The following is a 19,030-nucleotide window of genomic DNA, read 5'->3' on the forward strand; positions in this document are numbered from 1 at the left end:
CCCTGTGTGATACGATGGGATAGAGTTTGGAATTGGGAACCTTTGACACTTTTTTGAAGGAAAAAATGAACAGCCCAATTCAGAAATAAAACGGCGTCATCCGCTGTTTTTTTCTTCCCGCGCCGGAAGATAAGCAACAAGGGGGCCAATTGATTGGAAAGCATGCACGCGACGACGATTTTTGCTATTCGTCACAAGGGATCCGGAGCCATGGCCGGTGACGGTCAAGTCACCTTCGGAAATCAGATGGTGATGAAACACCGTGCCAAAAAAGTGCGCCGTCTCTACCGCGGTCAAGTGGTGGCCGGGTTTGCCGGCTCTGTAGCCGATGCTGTCACCCTTTTTGAGAAATTTGAGTCCAAACTGGAGGAATTTCACGGTAACCTGCCGCGAGCGGCGGTTGAACTGGCTAAGGAGTGGCGGGCGGACAAGGTGTTGCGTCGATTGGAAGCGATGCTGGTGGTGATGGATAAGAAGAATCTCCTGTTGGTGTCCGGTACCGGAGAAGTGATCGAACCTGACGACGGGATGATGGCGATCGGGTCTGGCGGGAGTTTCGCCCTTTCGGCCGGGCGAGCCCTCCATCGGTACGCACCGGAGTTGTCTGCTCGGGAGATCGCTGAGGCTGCATTAACCATCGCCTCTGAAATCTGCGTGTTTACCAATGATCAAATCTTGTTGGAGGAGGTGTGACCGATGACCCCGACCCCTGAACAGAAACGGCAGCAATGGACGCCCCGCCAGATCGTGGCGGAGCTGGATAAATACATTGTGGGGCAGAATAAAGCGAAGCGAGCGGTGGCTGTCGCCTTGAGAAATCGTTACCGGAGAACACTGCTGCCGGAAGATCTGCGCGACGAGGTCGTCCCCAAAAACATTCTGATGATCGGTCCCACCGGTGTCGGAAAAACGGAAATCGCCCGCCGCCTGGCCAGTTTGGTCGGCGCTCCTTTTGCCAAGGTGGAAGCGACCAAATTTACAGAGGTCGGATACGTCGGCCGAGATGTGGAATCGATGGTTCGGGACCTGATGGAGACAGCGATCCGCATCGTTAAGGCGGAAAAGTTGGAGGATGTAAAAGAAAAAGCCGAGGAGTTGGCGGATGAAAAGATCGTCAACCTGTTGGTACCGTCTAAGCGGGGAACGGACTCCTTTAAAAACCCCCTTGAGATGCTGTTCAACTCGGCGAAAGACGAGCGGGATACCGGCGGTGAAGCGGCGGAGAAGAACCAGGATCTGGAACAGAAACGGCGCAAGGTCCGCTTTCAGTTGAAGAGCGGGGATCTGGAAGATAAAGTGATCGAGATCGAAGTGGAAGATCAGCCGCCGATGATGGATATGTTCGCCGGGTCCGGTGTGGAGCAGATGGGTATCAACATGCAGGAGATGCTGGGTCAGTTTATGCCGAAAAAGACGAAAAAGCGGCGGCTGCCGATACGCGAAGCCCGAAAAGTGCTGATTCAGGAAGAGGGGCAGAAGCTGATCGATATGGATCAGGTTCAGCAGGAAGCCTTGAACCGGGTGGAACAAACAGGGATCATCTTTATCGATGAAGTGGATAAAATCGCCGGTAAAGACCGCCAAGGGGGGCCCGATGTGTCCCGGGAGGGAGTACAACGGGACATCCTGCCCATCGTTGAGGGATCGACGGTGATGACCAAATACGGGCCGGTCAAGACGGATCATATCCTGTTTATCGCCGCGGGGGCTTTTCATGCCGCCAAGCCTTCCGAAATGATTCCGGAATTGCAAGGCCGCTTTCCGATTCGGGTGGAATTGACAGACTTGTCGACAGAGGATTTCATCCGCATTTTGACGGAGCCCAAAGGCGCCCTGTTAAAACAGTACACGGCCCTGCTGGAGACCGAGGGGATTCAGGTTAAGTTTACCGATGATGCGATCAGGGAGATCGCCCGGCTTGCGGCGGATGTGAACCAAGGGACGGAAAATATCGGTGCGCGCCGTCTGCACACCATGATGGAACGGCTGTTAGAGGAACTATCTTACGAAGCACCGGAGATTACATTGGATGAAGTTCAGATCACACCTGAATATGTTCGGGAACGTTTGGGTGATATTGTGGAAAACAGGGATTTGAGCCAATTCATTTTGTAAGGAGTGTGTAGCAGGAAATGGACCTGTTGAGTAAAGCGCGGGAGATTAACAGTCTCCTGCAAAAAACAGGAGGGCAGGCTGTCAGTTTTAAAGAGATGGCCGAAGTTCTCGGAGAGATTATCTTGGCCAACATTTACGTCGTCAGCCGAAAGGGTAAGATTCTCGGTTTTGGTGTGGCCCAGGAATACGATGACGATGAACTGTATCAGGGGGTTCTCCGGGAAGGGCGTCTTCCCGAGAGCTACAACGACTTGTTAAAATCGGTGCGTGAGACGGCAGCCAACCTGGATGAAACCAGTGAATACAGTTTCACCCACCAGGTCACCGGCCGCAACGAACATCGCTTTACTACCATCGTCCCCATCATCGGCGGCGGCGATCGGTTGGGAACTTTGCTGCTGACCCGGTTTGATCAACCCTTTGTGGAAGATGACCTGGTTCTGGCTGAATACGGTGCCACTGTGGTCGGGATGGAGATTCTTCAGATGAAAGCGGAACAGGCGGAAGAGGAAGCCCGCAACCGGGCGATGGTCCAACTGGCCGTCGATTCGCTTTCCTACAGCGAGCTGGAAGCGGTGGAGCATATTTTTGAAGAGCTGGATGGGATGGAAGGAATCCTCGTGGCCAGCAAGGTGGCAGACCGAGCCGGCATCACCCGTTCAGTTATCGTCAACGCCCTTCGCAAACTGGAGAGTGCGGGGGTGATCGATTCCCGTTCCCTCGGGATGAAGGGTACCCATATCAAAGTGTTGAATGAAAAGTTGATTCCAGCCTTGGAAAAATTGAAGCGGTCTTGAGAAGAAGGAACCTCCAAAAAAACTTCTCGCAATTTGCCCCTTCACCTTGCGGGGGCGGATTTGAGTGTGGTATATTAATCAGCGGTGTTGAATACACACGTCGGGGAATGCGCCCGGTCGGTGCCGGAGACGGTCCCGGTTGCAGCGGATCCCGACGGAGGAATAACCAAAAGGAGGAATGGAATATGGCGGTTGTTTCCATGAAACAACTATTAGAAGCGGGTGTTCACTTCGGGCATCAGACCCGTCGCTGGAACCCCAAGATGGAAAAATACATTTTTACCGAACGGAATGGGATCTACATCATCGACCTGCAGAAGACGGTCCGGATGATGGAAGATGCCTATAATTATGTGCGCGATTTAGCGGCTAATGACGGCAAGATCCTGTTCGTGGGAACGAAAAAACAAGCTCAGGACGCTGTCCGGGAAGAAGCCGAACGCTCCGATATGTTTTATGTCAACCACCGCTGGCTCGGTGGTACGCTGACCAACTTCCAGACGATTCGCCGGCGCATTAACCGGTTGCACCAACTGGAAGTGATGGAAGAGGACGGCACCTTTGACGTACTTCCCAAAAAAGAAGTCGTCATGCTGAACAAAGAAAAGGCTCGTCTGGAGAAGTTTCTCGGCGGCATCAAACACATGAAAGAACTTCCTGACGCCGTCTTCATTATCGACCCCCGCAAGGAACGCATTGCCGTGGCGGAAGCCCGCAAGCTGGGGATTCCGATTATCGCGATCGTCGATACCAACTGCGATCCCGATGAGATTGACCACATCATTCCCGGTAACGATGACGCGATCCGTGCGGTCCGGCTGTTCACTTCCAAGATGGCTGATGCGGTTTTGGAAGGGAAGCAGGGAGAGCAAACGACTGCGTCCTGATTGAGGAACAAACGGGGTGGCCACGGGATGCGTGACCACCCTTTTTATACGATGATTATTTAATGGGAGGAATACATGATGGCGATCAGTGCTGCACAAGTGAAAGAGCTGCGCGAAAAAACCGGCGCAGGTATGATGGATTGTAAAAAAGTGCTTCAAGAAGCAGACGGCGATATGGACAAGGCTGTGGAACTGCTTCGGGAAAAAGGGATGGCGAAAGCTGAGAAAAAATCGGACCGGATCGCCGCCGAAGGTTTGGTGGACTCCTACATACACGCCGGGGGACGGATTGGTGTGCTGGTAGAGGTCAATTGCGAAACGGACTTTGTGGCCAAAACCGATGACTTTAAATCTTTTGTCCGGGATATTGCGATGCAGATCGCCGCGATGAATCCTCAGTATGTGCGTCGTGAGGATGTGCCGGAGGAAGAAGTGGAAAAAGAGCGGGAAGTGCTGAGGACGCAAGCCCTTCAGGAAGGGAAGCCGGAGCACATCGTGGACAAGATGGTGGAAGGCCGTCTCGGCAAATACTTTGAAAAAATTGTGTTGATGGAGCAGCCCTACATCAAGGACGGCGATCTAACGATCGAAAAGCTGGTGAAAGAAAAGATCGCCAAAATCGGCGAGAATATTTCTATTCGCCGCTTTGTGCGTTATGAACTGGGTGAAGGGCTGGAAAAACGGGAAGACGACTTTGCCTCCGAAGTGATGTCCCAGGTGAAACAGTAACTCGGACGTTTGATGGGGGAACACGTCGTGTTCCCTTTTTTCAAGGCGGAAAGAGAGGATCCTTAAAAAGCGGTGTCGAATTGCTTCATTGGGAAACGGGGGTTGTGGAGGATGGAAGAACCGAGGTATAAACGCGTGGTACTTAAACTAAGCGGGGAGGCGCTTGCGGGGGAGCAGGGCTATGGAATCGATCCCGACGTGCTTCATTCCTTCGGGAAGCAATTAAAAGAAGTGGTGGAGCTGGGGGTTCAGGCGGCGATCGTCGTTGGCGGGGGCAACATCTGGCGTGGAATGGCCGGCAGTGCAAAGGGGATGGACCGGGCCACCGCCGATTATATGGGGATGTTGGCCACTGTGATGAACTCCCTCGCCCTGCAGGATGCCTTGGAGAACGCGGGGGTTCCGACCCGGGTTCAAACGTCCATCGAGATGCGGCAGGTGGCGGAACCCTATATCCGTCGGCGGGCTATCCGCCACCTGGAAAAAGGTCGGGTGGTGATTTTCGCTTCGGGAACGGGCAACCCCTATTTCTCCACGGATACGACAGCTGCGCTCCGTGCGGCCGAGATCGAAGCGGAAGTCATCCTGATGGCGAAAAACAAGGTGGACGGGGTATATTCCGCCGATCCCAGTCGGGATCCGGAAGCGGTGAAATACGATTCACTCACTTATATGGATGTTTTAAACCAGGGACTCGCTGTGATGGATTCCACCGCCTCATCCCTTTGTATGGACAATGATATTCCATTGATTGTTTTCAGTATTGAAGGCCAAGGGAATATTCGCCGAGTCATCATGGGTGAACAACTTGGTACTGTTGTAAGGGGGAATGAATAAATGCTGTCTGACATTCAACAGGATGCTACCCAACGGATGGAAAAAGCGATCCAGGCTTTGAGAAGGGACCTGGGAACTTTGCGTGCCGGCCGCGCCACTCCTTCTCTTCTGGACAAAATAACGATTGAGTACTACGGCAGCGAGATGCCACTCAATCAGGTGGCTAATATTTCCACACCGGAACCACGTCTTTTGGTGGTGCAACCCTGGGATAAATCCATCCTCGGTGATATTGAGCGGGCGATCCTCAAGTCCGATTTGGGACTGACGCCGAACAACGATGGGAACCTGATTCGGATCAACATTCCTGCTTTGACGGAAGAACGGCGGACCGAACTGGTAAAGGTCGCGAAAAAAACCGGGGAAGAGACCAAAGTGGCCATTCGCAACATTCGTCGAGATGCCAATGATGAGATCAAGAAACTGGAGAAAAAAGGCGACCTTTCTGAGGATGATGCAAGACGCGGTCAGGATGAGATTCAGAAGCTGACTGATCGCTTTATCCAAGAGACGGATCAACATGTAGAAACCAAGGAAAAAGAAATCATGGAAGTTTAACAGGGTCATCCCCCTTCTGTTGAGGGGGGATTTGCTTTACCAATAGGAGCAGTGATTCCTCACAGGTATTTTCGGTAGAAAAGAGAGCCAAAGTATTGCATACTAGAAATGCATGTACATCAGAAAAACCGACTGCGCCAGGTCATATCCGGGTCCGTCCCCGATACCGGCCGCATGTTAAGGGAAGTTCGGAGGAATGGTCGATGATTCAAACATTGAAGAAATGGTTAGTGGGATATAGCGAGGAAGATGAGCAGACAGAAGAAAACGAAACACGAATCGGAGAACTCCGAAAGGGACCGTTACCCCGCCACGTGGCCATTATTATGGATGGGAACGGCCGCTGGGCCAAAAAACGAGGGATGCCTCGAGTGGCCGGACATCGCGCCGGAATGAAAACGGTTCGGCACATCACTCGGGCAGCAGATGCTTTGGGCATTGAAGCCCTTACGCTTTATTCATTTTCTACAGAAAACTGGAAGCGCCCCCAGGATGAGGTCAACTACCTGATGGGTCTGCCTGAGGAGTTTCTCCGGACGGATGTGGACGAACTTGTCGAACGCAATATTCGCGTCGGCATGCTCGGGGACAGAAAAAACCTTCCCGACCATACATTGGAAGCGATTGATAAGTTTAAGGAAGCGACGAAGGACAATACCGGTTTGAGGCTCAATTTCGCCCTGAACTACGGGTCGCGGTCGGAAATCATCCGTGGCGTGCAGAGGATTATAGATGATGTTCAATCGGGTAAGCTGGATAAGGATGCGCTGGATGAATCCCTATTCGGCCAGTATCTGTATACGGCGGATCTGCCTGAGCCCGACTTGATGATTCGAACCAGTGGTGAAGTACGGATCAGCAACTTTATGCTGTGGCAATTGGCATACAGCGAACTCTGGTTTACCGATGTCCAATGGCCGGATTTCACAAAGGAAAGCTTTTATGAGGCGATCGAAGATTTTCAGCGTCGTTCCCGTCGCTACGGGGCGGTCTGAAGAAAACGGGTGAGTAATGGATGAAACAACGAGTCATCACGGGGGTGTTGGGCGGTGCTGGTTTTCTGATCCTGCTTTGGATCGGGGCATGGGGCTATGTCAGTCTGGTGGCGGTTTTGGCCACCCTCGGCTATTTTGAATTCACTCGCATGAAGCGGATCTCGTTTTTGTCGATCCGGAGTCTGATCGGTTTATTTTTGATCTGGTGTCTGTTATTGCAAAGCTTCGGCGGCCTCGACTGGCCGTGGAGTAAGTCGGATACCGTATTAGCCGGGATGTTGATCTTTCTCATGTTGATGGTGACCAGTCGCAATCGAGTCGATGTTGACGAGATCGCTTATCTTTTTTTAGGGTCATTATACATAGGATACGGTTTTTCATTTATGATTCATGCCCGAATGATCGACAACGGGCTCGCCTGGTCCCTGTTGGCCATCATGGTTACCTTTGCCAACGATACCGGGGCTTATTTTTCCGGGAAACGGTGGGGAAAACGGAAGTTGTGGCCTTCGGTCAGCCCCAATAAAACTTGGGAAGGATCTCTGGGCGGAATTCTCTTTTCTCTGGTGGTCAGCGGGGTGATCGCTTTCTATTTTCCGGAGCTTGGCAGCCTTGTCGCCGTAATCGGTATCGGCCTTTTGATCAGTTTGACCGGTCAATTCGGGGATTTGGTCGAGTCTGCGATTAAGCGCAAGATGGGAGTGAAGGATACAGGCACTTTGTTGCCTGGTCACGGCGGGGTATTGGACCGTTTTGACAGTTTGCTTTTTGTCTTTCCTGTTCTTCATCTGGTCCAGCTCATCTGAGGAGTGAATAAAGGATGCAACAACGATTGGCAATACTCGGTTCCACAGGCTCGGTCGGAACCAACACCCTGGAAATTGTCCGACAACATCCGGACCGATTTGAGGTTGTTGCCCTCGCTGCGGGAAGCAATGTGGATGAAATGGTCTCCCAGGTGGAGGAGTTTCACCCGAGCCTCATCTCCATGTCGACGAAAGAAGCAGCGCAGGAAGTGAAAAGACGGGCCAGCCACCCGGTTCGAGCGGTTTTCGGTCCAGAAGGGATGGAGGAGGTGGCGGCCCATCCTGACGCCACTTATCTGGTTTCGGCCTTAGTAGGGAGTCAGGGGTTACCACCGACATTAACAGGAATCCGCGCAGGTAAGACGGTGGGGCTCGCCAATAAGGAAACCCTGGTGATGGGGGGTTCGATTGTGATGGGGGAAGCGAAGGCAAAGGGCGTCGACGTGCTCCCCATCGACAGCGAACATTCCGCTATTTTTCAGAGCCTCAACGGGGAAAAAGTTTCCCAGGTTCGCCGAATCATCTTAACAGCCTCTGGGGGAGCGTTTCGGGATTGGACGAGGGAAAAGATGAACAAGGCGACCCGGGAAGAGGCATTAAACCATCCTAATTGGTCCATGGGGGCCAAGGTGACAGTTGATTCCGCCTCCATGATGAACAAGGGGCTGGAAGTGATCGAGGCCCGCTGGCTGTTTGATCTTCCCTATGACCAAATCGATGTGCTGGTCCACGAAGAAAGCATTATCCATTCCATGGTAGAATTTGTGGATGGAGCGGTGATGGCTCAGCTGGGCACACCGGATATGAAGGTCCCGATCCAGTATGCCCTCAGCTACCCCGGTCGCTTGCCTTTAGAAGGGAAACCCCTGGATTTGGCACAGCTGGGGACCCTTCATTTTCGCCAGCCCGACCTGGAACAGTTTCCCTGTCTAGGATTTTCTTACCAGGCCGGCCGGCAAGGAGGTACGGCGACCACGGTGTTAAACGCCGCCAACGAAGTAGCTGTGGAAAAGTTTTTGGAAGGCGGACTTCCGTTTCTGATGATCGAGGAAATCATTGGGGAAGTACTTTCCCGACATCAAACGGTGCCTGAACCTGGGCTGGAGGATCTTTTCGAAGCGGATCGTTGGGCTCGCAGGACTGCCCGGCTCCAGCTGGAGAAAGCCCTTTGATTAAACCCGCGATCAAGAAGGCGGTGATGGTATATGCAGACGGTTATTTCTTTTGTGTTGTTGATCAGTGTACTGGTGTTTATCCATGAATTGGGCCATTTTATCTTTGCCAAACGGGCGGGCATTTTGGTCCGGGAGTTTGCGATCGGATTCGGTCCCAAATTAATCTCCTGGTTTCGCGGGGAGACCCAGTACTCTGTCCGCATTCTCCCCCTGGGCGGTTATGTTCGTATGGCCGGGGAAGATCCGGAAATTGCGGAGCTGAAAACAGGTTCCCAGTTGGTGCTCGATCGGGACTCCGATGGCCGTGTCATCCGGATTCGGGCGCCGAAATCCGCCTCTTCCGGCAACGCTTCTTCCATGGATGAAGTAGCCCGCGAATATGGAGAGGTGGACGACTTTGCCGGGAGCGATTTGCCGGCCCACCTTCCTCCGGCGGTGGATGCTGTGTCGGGAAAAATGTTGGAGGCGGATTTAGAGGACAAGCTGTTCATCCTGATAGAGGATGAAGAAGGTAATGAAGTAAAATACCGCCTTCATCCCCAGGCTGTCATCCAATACGATGAGAAAAATATCGTACAGATTGCCCCTTTGGATCGTCAATTCAGTTCTAAGGGGGTCCTGGACCGGGGCTTGACCATCTTGGCCGGTCCGGTGTTTAATCTCCTTTTGACCGTGATTCTGATGGCGGTGCTTACTCTGGTGATTGGTCTGGAGACCAAGGTGTCGATCCAGAATGTCTTACCGAATTCTCCTGCGCAAGAGGCGGGGATCCAGCCTGGAGACGTGGTCCGTGAAGTGGAAGGAAAGCAGGTCAACAGCCTCAATGATATTCGCATTCCTCTTCAGGACGCCCAGGGCGGGCCGGTGGATATGGTGGTGGAACGGGCCAACCAACAATACCAAACCACGATCACACCGGAAAAGAAAAACGATGTTTATATGATCGGTATTGAGATGAAACAGGAGTTGAGGGATGCGACCATCTCCGAAGCGGTTGTGAACGGTTTTACGCAAACCTATGATCTCGGCGTGGTGATGGTGAGAGGGATCAGCCAACTGATCACCGGTCAGGTGGGCTTGGAAAATCTCGCGGGACCGGTGGGGATTGCTGACATCACCGGAGAGGCGGCCGAAGCGGGATGGATCCCCCTTGTTAGACTGGCAGCGCTGTTGAGTCTCAACCTCGGTATCCTGAACATTCTCCCCTTCCCGGCTTTGGACGGCGGTCGGCTGGTGTTTATCGTGTTAGAGGCTTTTCGCGGAAAGCCGGTGGATCCCAGCAAAGAGAGTCTTGTCCACTTTGTCGGTTTTGCGCTGTTGATGATGTTGATGTTGTTTATCACTTACAACGATATCCTGAGGGTCTTTTTTAGATAACCTGGTTTGTGGTGTGAGGAGGAGCGACCATGAGACAGAAAAACATGCTGATCCCCACGCTCCGGAACGTGGGGGCGGAAGCGGAGATGGTCAGCCATCGGCTGATGCTCCGCGCCGGGATGATCCGGCAGCTGGCGGCGGGGGTATATACCTATCTGCCTTTGGCCTATCGAACGCTGCGCAAGGTGGAACAGATCGTCCGGGAAGAGATGGATCGAATCGGGGCCCAGGAGTTGCTGCTTCCGGCAATAAATCCAGCCGAGCTTTGGCAGGAAAGTGGGCGCTGGGATGACTATGGACCGGAATTGATCCATTTCCAGGACAGGCATGAACGGGATTTTTTGCTGGGTCCCACCCATGAAGAAGTGATCACCGATCTGGTGAGAAACGAAGTCAATTCCTATAAAAAGCTGCCGATGACCCTGTACCAGATCCAGACGAAATACCGGGATGAACGTCGACCCCGTTCTGGTCTGCTGCGGGGACGGGAGTTTTTGATGAAGGATGCTTATTCCTTCCATGTTGACTGGGAATCACTCGATAAGACGTATCGGGATATGTACCAGGCTTACATCCGCATCTTTACCCGGCTAGGGTTGGATTTCCGCGCTGTGGAAGCCGATTCCGGCGCCATGGGCGGGGAGGAAAACCACGAGTTCATGGTACTGTCTGACTCTGGTGAGGATACATTAGCCCTCTGCAGCTCCTGTCAGTACGCGGCCAATGTGGAAACGGCCAAGGTCGGGCGGGATGAGACGAAGGCACCTGACATGGCCGAAGTTCCGAAACCGGAAAAGTTGTCCACCCCTGGAGCTTCCACTATCGACGAAGTTATCCAGATGCTGGACAAGCAACCGGAACAACTGATCAAGAGTCTCCTGTTTACCGTAGACGGCGACCCGGTGTTGGTGCTGGTCCGCGGCGATCATGAGGTGAATGAGATCAAAGTGAAACAAGCCCTGGGTGCGGAAACCTGTCATCTGGCCGATGATCAGACCGTAAATCGAGTGACTGGTGCTCCCACCGGCTTTGCTGGTCCTCTCGGTCTGAAAGAAGCCGTTCGGGTGGTAGCCGATCACGCGGTGTATGAAATGGCGGAGGCTGTCACCGGAGCCAACGAAGCAGATGCCCATCTGCTCCATGTGGCTCCGGGACGGGATTTCCAGGTGGATCTCTACGCCGATATCCGTACGGTGCAGGAAGGAGATGCCTGCCCACACTGTGGTGAACCGATTCGGTTTGCCAAGGGGATTGAAGTGGGTCACGTCTTTAAACTGGGTACCCGCTACAGCGATTCCATGAATGCCACCTTCCTGGACCAGGAAGGGAAAGAGGGTCGACTGATCATGGGATGTTACGGCATTGGCATCTCCCGTCTGGTAGCGGCCACTGTGGAGCAGTCTCACGATGACAACGGAATCATCTGGCCGGTTGGTGCTGCGCCATACCATGTCCACCTGATTGCTGTCAATTTGAAAGACGAAACCCAATCCCGTTTGGCGGATCAGCTCTATGAGCGGCTCCGGGCGGATGGCGTGGAGGTGCTTTACGACAACCGTCAGGATCGGGCTGGTGTCAAATTTAAAGATTCCGACCTCCTGGGCATCCCGCTTCGGATTACCGTGGGAAAAACGGCAGCAGAGGGAAAAGTGGAATACAAGTTCCGACGGTCAGGGAAAAGCGGAACACTGACCACAGAGGAACTGATAAAGAAATTGCCGGATCTTCTGAACAGAGCCGATCAGCAGCAATAACGGAGGACAACACCCCGTCGCATCGACGGGGTGTTTCTTTTCCAGCGAGGAGAGGGTGAATCTCGTGGCTTTTTTTTGATAAACTCGGTAGGGAGAATGAAAACAATCCGATGGAGATAGAAACGAGGAGAGGAAGCAGGGGGGAAACGCGTTGTCGATCAGGGAACCGAAAAAACGGGATCGGTTGGTGGAAGTGTTGCGGCGAGCTCAGATTTCCGACGAAGAAGCGCGCCACTTTGCAGGAGCGTATATAGAGAAAGTGAAAGTAAGCCGTCGGGATCGAAGCTGGACCTTTTGTCTTCAGCTACATCACCCGGTGCCGCCAGATATCTTGTTTAAGGTGCAGGAACGGATCGCTCGTGCCTTTCAACAGGTGGCTGATGTTCGATTTGTCATCCATTATGATCGTGCCGATCTGTCCCAGCTGATGGAGATGTACTGGCATTGGATCCGAAAACGGGTGGGGGAAAGGCTTTCCCCCTCCGCGGCCGGGTGGTTGTCCCGTGCGGAATGGTCGTTAGAGGGAGAACAACTCACGATTCGCTTTGCCAGTCCTCTCATGCAGAAAATGGCGGTCGCTAAGCAGCTGGACCAAGCGGTATCTGCCTTCTTTCAAGAAATATCCGGTCATCGGATCCAGGTAGCTCTCGACTGCCAATCTTCCACTGAGGCGACGGAGAAATTTTTGGAGGAAAGGGAGCAGGCGGAACGCCAATGGGTTGAGGAAGCGATGAATCACCTTGAGGCAAGCGAACCACCTGCTGAGGAGGACGAATCAGCGGAGGAAGTGCCGGTGACGATCGGCTATGATTTTCACGATGATCCCATTCTGATCAAAGAGATTACAGATGAGGAACGCCGGGTGGTGATCCGTGGTTCCGTCTTTAAGGCGGAGGTACGCGAACTTCGGAGCGGACGGACTTTGTTGACCTTCAATGTGACGGATTACTCCGATTCGATCGCGGTGAAAGTTTTTGCCCGGGATAAGGAAGATGCGGCCAAGTTGGGCCGTGTCAAGGACGGGATGTGGCTAGCGATTCGGGGTTCTGTGCAGTTTGACACCTTCGCCCGGGATCTCGTGGTGATGGCCAATGACTTGAAAGAGGTACCGCCACATAAACGGGAAGATCGAGCCGAGGAGAAACGGGTGGAGCTCCATTTACATACGGCGATGAGCGCTATGGACGGGGTTCATGATGCCGAGTCCATGGTGAAGCAGGCGGCGGATTGGGGTCATCCGGCGGTGGCTATCACCGATCACGGCGTGCTGCAGGCCTATCCCGATGCCTATGCTGCCGGACAAAAACACGGGATTCAAGTCATCTTCGGTCTGGAAGCTTTTGTGGTTGATGATGGGGTGCCGATCGTCACTCGCCCTTCTGACCGGGCCTTAAAAGAAGACTCCTACGTGGTCTTCGACGTGGAGACGACGGGACTATCAGCGGTGCACGATGAGATTATCGAGTTGGCGGCGGTAAAGGTGGAAAAAGGGGAGATCGTGGATCGGTTCGAAGCTTTTATCAACCCTCATCGGCCCTTATCCGCTACGATTACCGAGTTAACCGGAATTACCGATGATATGGTAAAGGATGCCCCAGATCTGTCTGATGTGCTGCCCCGGTTTCTATCCTTTATACAGGGATGTGTCCTGGTCGCTCATAACGCCCGGTTTGATATGGGATTCCTGCAGGAAGGTTGCAAAAAAATCGGTAAAGATCCGGTGGACAATCCCGTGATCGATACGCTGGAGTTGGGGCGATTCCTATATCCACGGTTAAAAAACCACCGGCTCAACACCCTTTGTAAGAAGTTTGACATCGATCTGACCCAACACCACCGGGCGATTTACGATGCGGAAGCGACGGGTTATCTGTTGTGGCAGATGGTCAAGGATTGTGAGGAGCGGGAAATTCTCCGGCTCAATCAGCTGAACAACTTTACAGGAGAACGGGATCTTAGCCGGTTGCGCCCCTTCCACGCCATCGTTTTAGTAGAAAATTACACCGGATTAAAAAACCTGTACAAGCTGGTATCCCGCTCCCATCTAGAATATTTTCATCGGATGCCTCGCATTCCCCGGAGTTTGTTAGAAAAATACCGGGAGGGCCTGATCATCGGATCCGGCTGTGAAAAAGGGGAGCTGTTTGAAGCTGCGCTTCAAAAATCGCCTGCGGAAGTGGAGGAAATCGCCAACTTCTACGATTATCTTGAGATTCAGCCGGTAGAAGTGAACCAACACTTAGTCGAAAAGGGTATCGTGGAAGACCAGGAGCGTCTGCGGGAGGCCAACCGTCTGTTGGTGGAAATCGGGCAGAAATTAAACAAGCCCGTGGTGGCCACCTCCAATGCTCATTACCTCAATCCGTGGGAAGCCACATATCGGGAAATTTTGGCCTTTAACCAGACCGGCGGCTTTCGCAATCGTGGGCCGTTGTCACCAGCTTATTTCCGTACTACCGATGAAATGCTAGAGGAGTTTTCCTATCTGGGTGAGGAGACAGCCCGCAAGGTGGTCGTTGATCATCCTCGGGACATTGCCGCTAGGATTGAAGAGGTGAAGCCTTTTCCCGACGGTCTGCACACACCGATTATCGAAGGAGCGGACGAAGAGCTGCGCCGGATCTGCTATGAAACGGCGACCCAGCTATACGGTGACCCTCTGCCTGAGATTGTGGAGGAGCGGCTGGAAAAAGAGTTGGGCAGCATATTGAAGCATGGTTTTGGAGTGATTTATCTCATCTCGCACAAGTTGGTGACCAAATCTTTGGCGGACGGCTATCTGGTCGGTTCCCGAGGGTCGGTTGGTTCCTCTTTTGTGGCGACGATGAGTCACATCACCGAGGTGAATCCGCTGCCGCCTCACTATGTTTGTCCGGAGTGCAAGCACAGCCAATTTATCACCGACGGATCGGTCGCTTCCGGGTTTGATTTGCCTGATAAAGATTGTGAGCAGTGCGGCGCCAAAATGAAAAAAGATGGTCACGATATCCCCTTTGAAACCTTCCTCGGGTTTAAGGGGGACAAAGTGCCTGATATCGATCTCAACTTTTCCGGGGAGTATCAACCCCGTGCTCACAAATATACGGAAGAACTGTTCGGCCAAGAGTACGTGTATCGGGCGGGAACGATTTCGACGGTGGCCCAAAAAACAGCTTTCGGTTATGTGAAAAAATATGAAGAAGACAGAGGGATTCAATGGAGGAATGCGGAGATCGACCGTATGGTGGAGGGCTGTACCGGTGTGAAGCGAACTACCGGTCAGCACCCCGGAGGGTTGATGGTGATCCCGCAAAACATGGATGTGTACGATTTCACACCGATTCAGCGCCCCGCCGATGATGTGAAATCGGAAACCATCACTACCCATTTCGACTATCACGCGATCAGCGGTCGATTGTTGAAGCTTGATATCCTGGGTCATGATGATCCGACGGTTATCCGCATGCTGCAGGATCTGACGGGGGTAGATCCCAAAACGATCCCGGTCGATGACCCGGAAGTGAAAAAGCTGTTCAGCGGCACCGAGTCTCTGGGTGTCACTCCGGAAGAGATCGGAACGGTAACCGGAACCCTGGGCATTCCCGAGTTTGGAACCCGCTTTGTTAGGCAAATGTTGGAAGATACAAAACCGACCACCTTCGGGGAATTGGTCCGGATTTCTGGACTTTCCCACGGCACCGATGTCTGGCTCAACAATGCGCAAGACTTGGTCCGCTCTGGTACAGCGGTGTTGGCGGAGGTGATCTCCACCCGGGATGACATCATGGTCTACCTCATTTATAAAGGGATGGAGCCTTCGATCGCCTTTAAACTGATGGAGAAGGTGCGGAAAGGAAAGGGGCTTACCGATGAAGAGGCGGACTTGATGCGTAACCACGGCGTGCCTGAGTGGTATATCGATTCCTGCCGCAAGATCAAATATATGTTTCCGAAGGCTCATGCTGTCGCCTATGTATTGATGGCTATTCGGATCGCCTGGTTTAAAGTGCACTACCCCATTGAATACTACGCCACTTATTTTAGTGTGCGGGCCGACGACTTCGATGTGGAGCTGGTCCTAAAAGGGGCAGATGCGGTGAAAAAGGCGATTCAGGAGATTGAAGAGAAGGGAACAGGGGCTACTCCGAAGGAAAAAGGGCTGCTTACCGTGCTGGAATCGGTACGGGAGATGCTGGCCCGGGGCTTGTCCTTTCAACCGGTCGATCTTTACCGCTCCGATGCTACCCGTTTTCTGGTGGATGGGGATAGCCTGATCCCACCTTTCTCGTCGGTAGCAGGGATCGGGACCAATGCCGCCAACAACATTGCTCAGGCGCGGAAAGAAGGGGAATTCTTGTCCATCGAAGACTTGCAGAAGCGGAGTCGAATCTCCAGCTCGGTGGTCGATGTGCTGAGACGTCTTGGTTGTCTGGAAAATATGCCGGAGAGCAATCAGCTGACGCTGTTTTGATGCCTTTTCGCCTCACCGGAATATTTTGCGAACCACTCGCTCTTATGATATGATGTCGGAGAACGTTTTCTTCCCCGTCTCCGGCCATAACCGGAGCTTTACCTTGTGACGCGGTTGTAGTTTAAGATCTTTTTGGCTATACTGAGCGAGAGATATGTTTTCGGCCGAAAAGAGTGGGTTGGCACCCACTCTTTCCCTTTGTGGTGAAATTTCTTCATAGGGAAAAGGGCTGACAAGGAGGGAATAAAGTTGAGTCGCAAGGTGATTGAAGCGGTGGAGCAATTAGCCGAACCGATTTTGGCCGGGGAAGGCTTGGAATTGTACGACACAGAATATGTCAAAGAAGGGAAAAACTGGTATTTGCGCGTATATATTGACCGACCGGGCGGGAAGGTCGATCTCGACGATTGCAGCCGAGTGAGTGAACGTCTCGGAGAGGAATTGGACCGGGTAGATCCGGTTTCGGGCCAGTATTTTTTGGAGGTCTCTTCTCCAGGTGCGGAACGCCCGTTGAAGAAGCCGTCACACTTTGAACGGGTGGTGGGGGAACGGGTGTTTTTGACCACTTATGAAGCCATTGAGGGAAGAAAGAAGTTTGAAGGGATTTTAACCGATTACTCACCGGAAAAATTGACGGTCGATCTAGATGGTGAACAGGTGGAAATCCCGATGGAAAAAGTGGCCAAGGCGCGTCTGGTCCTCGTGTTTTAATCGAAGGGAGGAGAATGAAAAAGATGAATGCCGAGTTCATCGAGGCGCTCAGCCAACTGGAAAAAGAAAAAGGCATCAGCAAAGAGGTGTTGATCGACGCGATCGAGGCGGCTCTGATTTCCGCTTACAAACGGAACTTCCATTCTGCCCAAAATGTACGGGTGGACATCGACCGAGATACCGGTCAGGTTCGGGTCTTCGCCCGGAAAACCGTGGTGGAGGAAGTGCTGGACCCTCGTCTGGAAATTTCCCTTGAGGCAGCCGCCGATATCAGCTCGTCCTATGAGCTGGACGATATCGTTGAGATTGAAGTCACCCCGGCAAATTTTGGCCGTATTGCTGCCCAGACCGCCAAGCAAGTGGTCACCCAGCGAATCCGGGAGGCGGAACGCAGCATCATCTATGAACAATTTGTCGACCGGGAAGAAGATATTGTGACCGGCGTGGTGCAACGGGCGGATAACCGGCAGTACTATATCGACCTGGGCCGGGTGGAAGCCTTGCTTCCCTTCCAGGAAACGATGCCGGGGGAGCGTTTTAAACATAATGATCGAGTGAAGGCGTATATCAACCGTGTGGAAAAGTCGACTAAGGGTCCGCAGGTGTTTGTCTCCAGAACCCACCCCGGGTTGCTGAAGCGCCTATTTGAACTGGAAGTCCCGGAAATCTATGAAGGGATCGTGGAGATTCGCTCGGTGGCCAGGGAAGCCGGGCATCGGTCCAAACTGGCTGTCTCCACACGTGATGAGCAGGTGGATCCGGTCGGCGCCTGTGTCGGTCACCGGGGCATGCGGGTGCAGACGGTGGTTACCGAGCTGAGGGGAGAAAAAATTGACATCGTCCGTTGGTCGGAGGATCCTGTCGAATTTGTTTCCAATTCTCTCAGTCCCTCGAAGGTAGTCAGTGTGGATATCTATGAGGAAGATAAGATAGCCCGTGTGGTTGTCCCCGATCACCAACTCTCGCTAGCGATCGGTAAAGAGGGGCAAAATGCCCGTTTGGCAGCAAAGTTGACCGGTTGGAAAATTGACATTAAGAGCGAGTCTGAAGTGGGAGAGATAGTGGAGGAAGAGCCGGAAGCTGAAGAAGAAGCCGTGGAAGAAAATACGTTAGAAACGGTACCCATCAAGGAGCAGACCGTCCAAGGATCTGACACCGTTGCCGAGGAAGCGGCGGAAGAAGAAACTGCGGACGAACAGGAAAAGGATTCCGCTACGGAATCGGAATAACCATCTGCGCCAGGAGGTGGGTGGAATGAAGAAGAAAAGAAAGGTTCCGATGAGAAAGTGCGTAGCTTCTCAGGAGATGTTTCCAAAAAAAGAACTGATTCGAATTGTGCGTACACCGGATCAGGAGGTCCGGATCGATCCCACTGGGAAAAAATCCGGTAGAGGGGCATACCTGTGCGCGAAGCCGGAATATGTGGCGATGGCGAAAAAAAGGAAAGCCCTGGACCGGGCGTTGAAGGTTAAGGTGGATGAGGAATTTTACCAACGATTGCAGGATTACATCGAGACGGGGAAGCTCGATGAATAAACAGCAACTCCTACAGATGTTGGGGTTGGCGATGCGAGCGGGTAAGGTTGTGTCCGGCGAGGAACAGGTGTTGGCTGCCATTCGGTCCGGTGCCGCCTACCGGGTTCTCATATCGGATGATGCCGCACCTAACGCCAGGAAAAAGATCGCGAACAAATGTGATTTTTACGATGTTCCGCTGACGATAGCAGGTTCCCGCCAAGAGTTGGGCGGAGCGATTGGCAAAGCCGAACGGGTGGTGATTGCTGTGACCGACCCGGGCTTTGCCAAAGCCATGGGGAATGGTGCGAGTAACTGACGGGG

General features: G+C 52.9%; 17 protein-coding genes. All 17 read left to right on the plus strand.

The window, feature by feature from the left end; all coding sequences use genetic code 11:
• Positions 1-153 precede the first annotated feature (153 nt).
• The 17 genes from hslV (at position 154) to BLP91_RS03080 (ending at position 19,025) form a co-directional block, all read left to right on the plus strand.
• Positions 154-693: an ATP-dependent protease subunit HslV gene (gene hslV / locus BLP91_RS03000; protein ID WP_091566528.1), complete on the plus strand. Its 540-nt coding sequence runs from the start codon at positions 154-156 to the stop codon at positions 691-693.
• Positions 694-696: 3 nt separating this feature from the next.
• Positions 697-2,115 carry an ATP-dependent protease ATPase subunit HslU gene (hslU, locus tag BLP91_RS03005; protein ID WP_091566530.1) on the plus strand — a complete coding sequence of 473 codons (1,419 nt, stop codon included), beginning with the start codon at positions 697-699 and terminating at the stop codon, positions 2,113-2,115.
• 17 nt (positions 2,116-2,132) lie between these two features.
• Positions 2,133-2,912 carry a GTP-sensing pleiotropic transcriptional regulator CodY gene (gene codY, locus BLP91_RS03010; RefSeq protein WP_091566532.1) on the plus strand — a complete coding sequence of 260 codons (780 nt, stop codon included), beginning with the start codon at positions 2,133-2,135 and terminating at the stop codon, positions 2,910-2,912.
• 185 nt (positions 2,913-3,097) lie between these two features.
• On the plus strand, positions 3,098-3,799 hold the full coding sequence (rpsB, locus tag BLP91_RS03015; protein ID WP_091566534.1) for a 30S ribosomal protein S2: 702 nt from the start codon (positions 3,098-3,100) through the stop codon (positions 3,797-3,799).
• Between the two features lie 78 nt (positions 3,800-3,877).
• Positions 3,878-4,528, plus strand: a complete 651-nt coding sequence (gene tsf, locus BLP91_RS03020; protein ID WP_091566536.1) for a translation elongation factor Ts — start codon at positions 3,878-3,880, stop codon at positions 4,526-4,528.
• Positions 4,529-4,639: 111 nt separating this feature from the next.
• Positions 4,640-5,365 carry a UMP kinase gene (pyrH, locus tag BLP91_RS03025; RefSeq protein WP_091566538.1) on the plus strand — a complete coding sequence of 242 codons (726 nt, stop codon included), beginning with the start codon at positions 4,640-4,642 and terminating at the stop codon, positions 5,363-5,365.
• On the plus strand, positions 5,366-5,923 hold the full coding sequence (gene frr / locus BLP91_RS03030; protein WP_091566540.1) for a ribosome recycling factor: 558 nt from the start codon (positions 5,366-5,368) through the stop codon (positions 5,921-5,923).
• Between the two features lie 203 nt (positions 5,924-6,126).
• Positions 6,127-6,918, plus strand: a complete 792-nt coding sequence (locus BLP91_RS03035; RefSeq protein WP_091566542.1) for an undecaprenyl pyrophosphate synthase — start codon at positions 6,127-6,129, stop codon at positions 6,916-6,918.
• A 20-nt stretch (positions 6,919-6,938) separates the two neighbouring features.
• Positions 6,939-7,724 carry a phosphatidate cytidylyltransferase gene (locus BLP91_RS03040; RefSeq protein WP_091566544.1) on the plus strand — a complete coding sequence of 262 codons (786 nt, stop codon included), beginning with the start codon at positions 6,939-6,941 and terminating at the stop codon, positions 7,722-7,724.
• Positions 7,725-7,738: 14 nt separating this feature from the next.
• Positions 7,739-8,896: a 1-deoxy-D-xylulose-5-phosphate reductoisomerase gene (locus BLP91_RS03045; protein ID WP_091566546.1), complete on the plus strand. Its 1,158-nt coding sequence runs from the start codon at positions 7,739-7,741 to the stop codon at positions 8,894-8,896.
• A 33-nt stretch (positions 8,897-8,929) separates the two neighbouring features.
• The gene (gene rseP / locus BLP91_RS03050; protein WP_091566548.1) at positions 8,930-10,276 is read left to right on the plus strand and encodes an RIP metalloprotease RseP; all 1,347 of its coding nucleotides are present in this window, start codon (positions 8,930-8,932) and stop codon (positions 10,274-10,276) included.
• A 29-nt stretch (positions 10,277-10,305) separates the two neighbouring features.
• Complete coding sequence (locus BLP91_RS03055) at positions 10,306-12,030, plus strand: proline--tRNA ligase (protein WP_091566550.1); 1,725 nt, start codon at positions 10,306-10,308, stop codon at positions 12,028-12,030.
• A 157-nt stretch (positions 12,031-12,187) separates the two neighbouring features.
• Positions 12,188-16,480, plus strand: coding sequence for a PolC-type DNA polymerase III (locus tag BLP91_RS03060; protein WP_245662082.1), 4,293 nt, complete (start codon positions 12,188-12,190; stop codon positions 16,478-16,480).
• Between the two features lie 249 nt (positions 16,481-16,729).
• Positions 16,730-17,191 carry a ribosome maturation factor RimP gene (rimP, locus tag BLP91_RS03065; protein WP_091566551.1) on the plus strand — a complete coding sequence of 154 codons (462 nt, stop codon included), beginning with the start codon at positions 16,730-16,732 and terminating at the stop codon, positions 17,189-17,191.
• A gap of 23 nt (positions 17,192-17,214) precedes the next feature.
• Complete coding sequence (gene nusA, locus BLP91_RS03070; protein ID WP_091566732.1) at positions 17,215-18,420, plus strand: transcription termination factor NusA; 1,206 nt, start codon at positions 17,215-17,217, stop codon at positions 18,418-18,420.
• A gap of 25 nt (positions 18,421-18,445) precedes the next feature.
• Complete coding sequence (gene rnpM, locus BLP91_RS03075) at positions 18,446-18,727, plus strand: RNase P modulator RnpM (protein WP_091566553.1); 282 nt, start codon at positions 18,446-18,448, stop codon at positions 18,725-18,727.
• Positions 18,720-19,025, plus strand: coding sequence for a L7Ae/L30e/S12e/Gadd45 family ribosomal protein (locus BLP91_RS03080; protein WP_091566555.1), 306 nt, complete (start codon positions 18,720-18,722; stop codon positions 19,023-19,025). Before rnpM ends, BLP91_RS03080 begins: the two co-directional genes overlap by 8 nt.
• Positions 19,026-19,030: the final 5 nt, after the last annotated feature.

It is taken from the genome of Melghirimyces thermohalophilus, assembly GCF_900102685.1.
In the GTDB taxonomy this organism is placed as follows: Bacteria; Bacillota; Bacilli; order Thermoactinomycetales; family DSM-45169; genus Melghirimyces; species Melghirimyces thermohalophilus.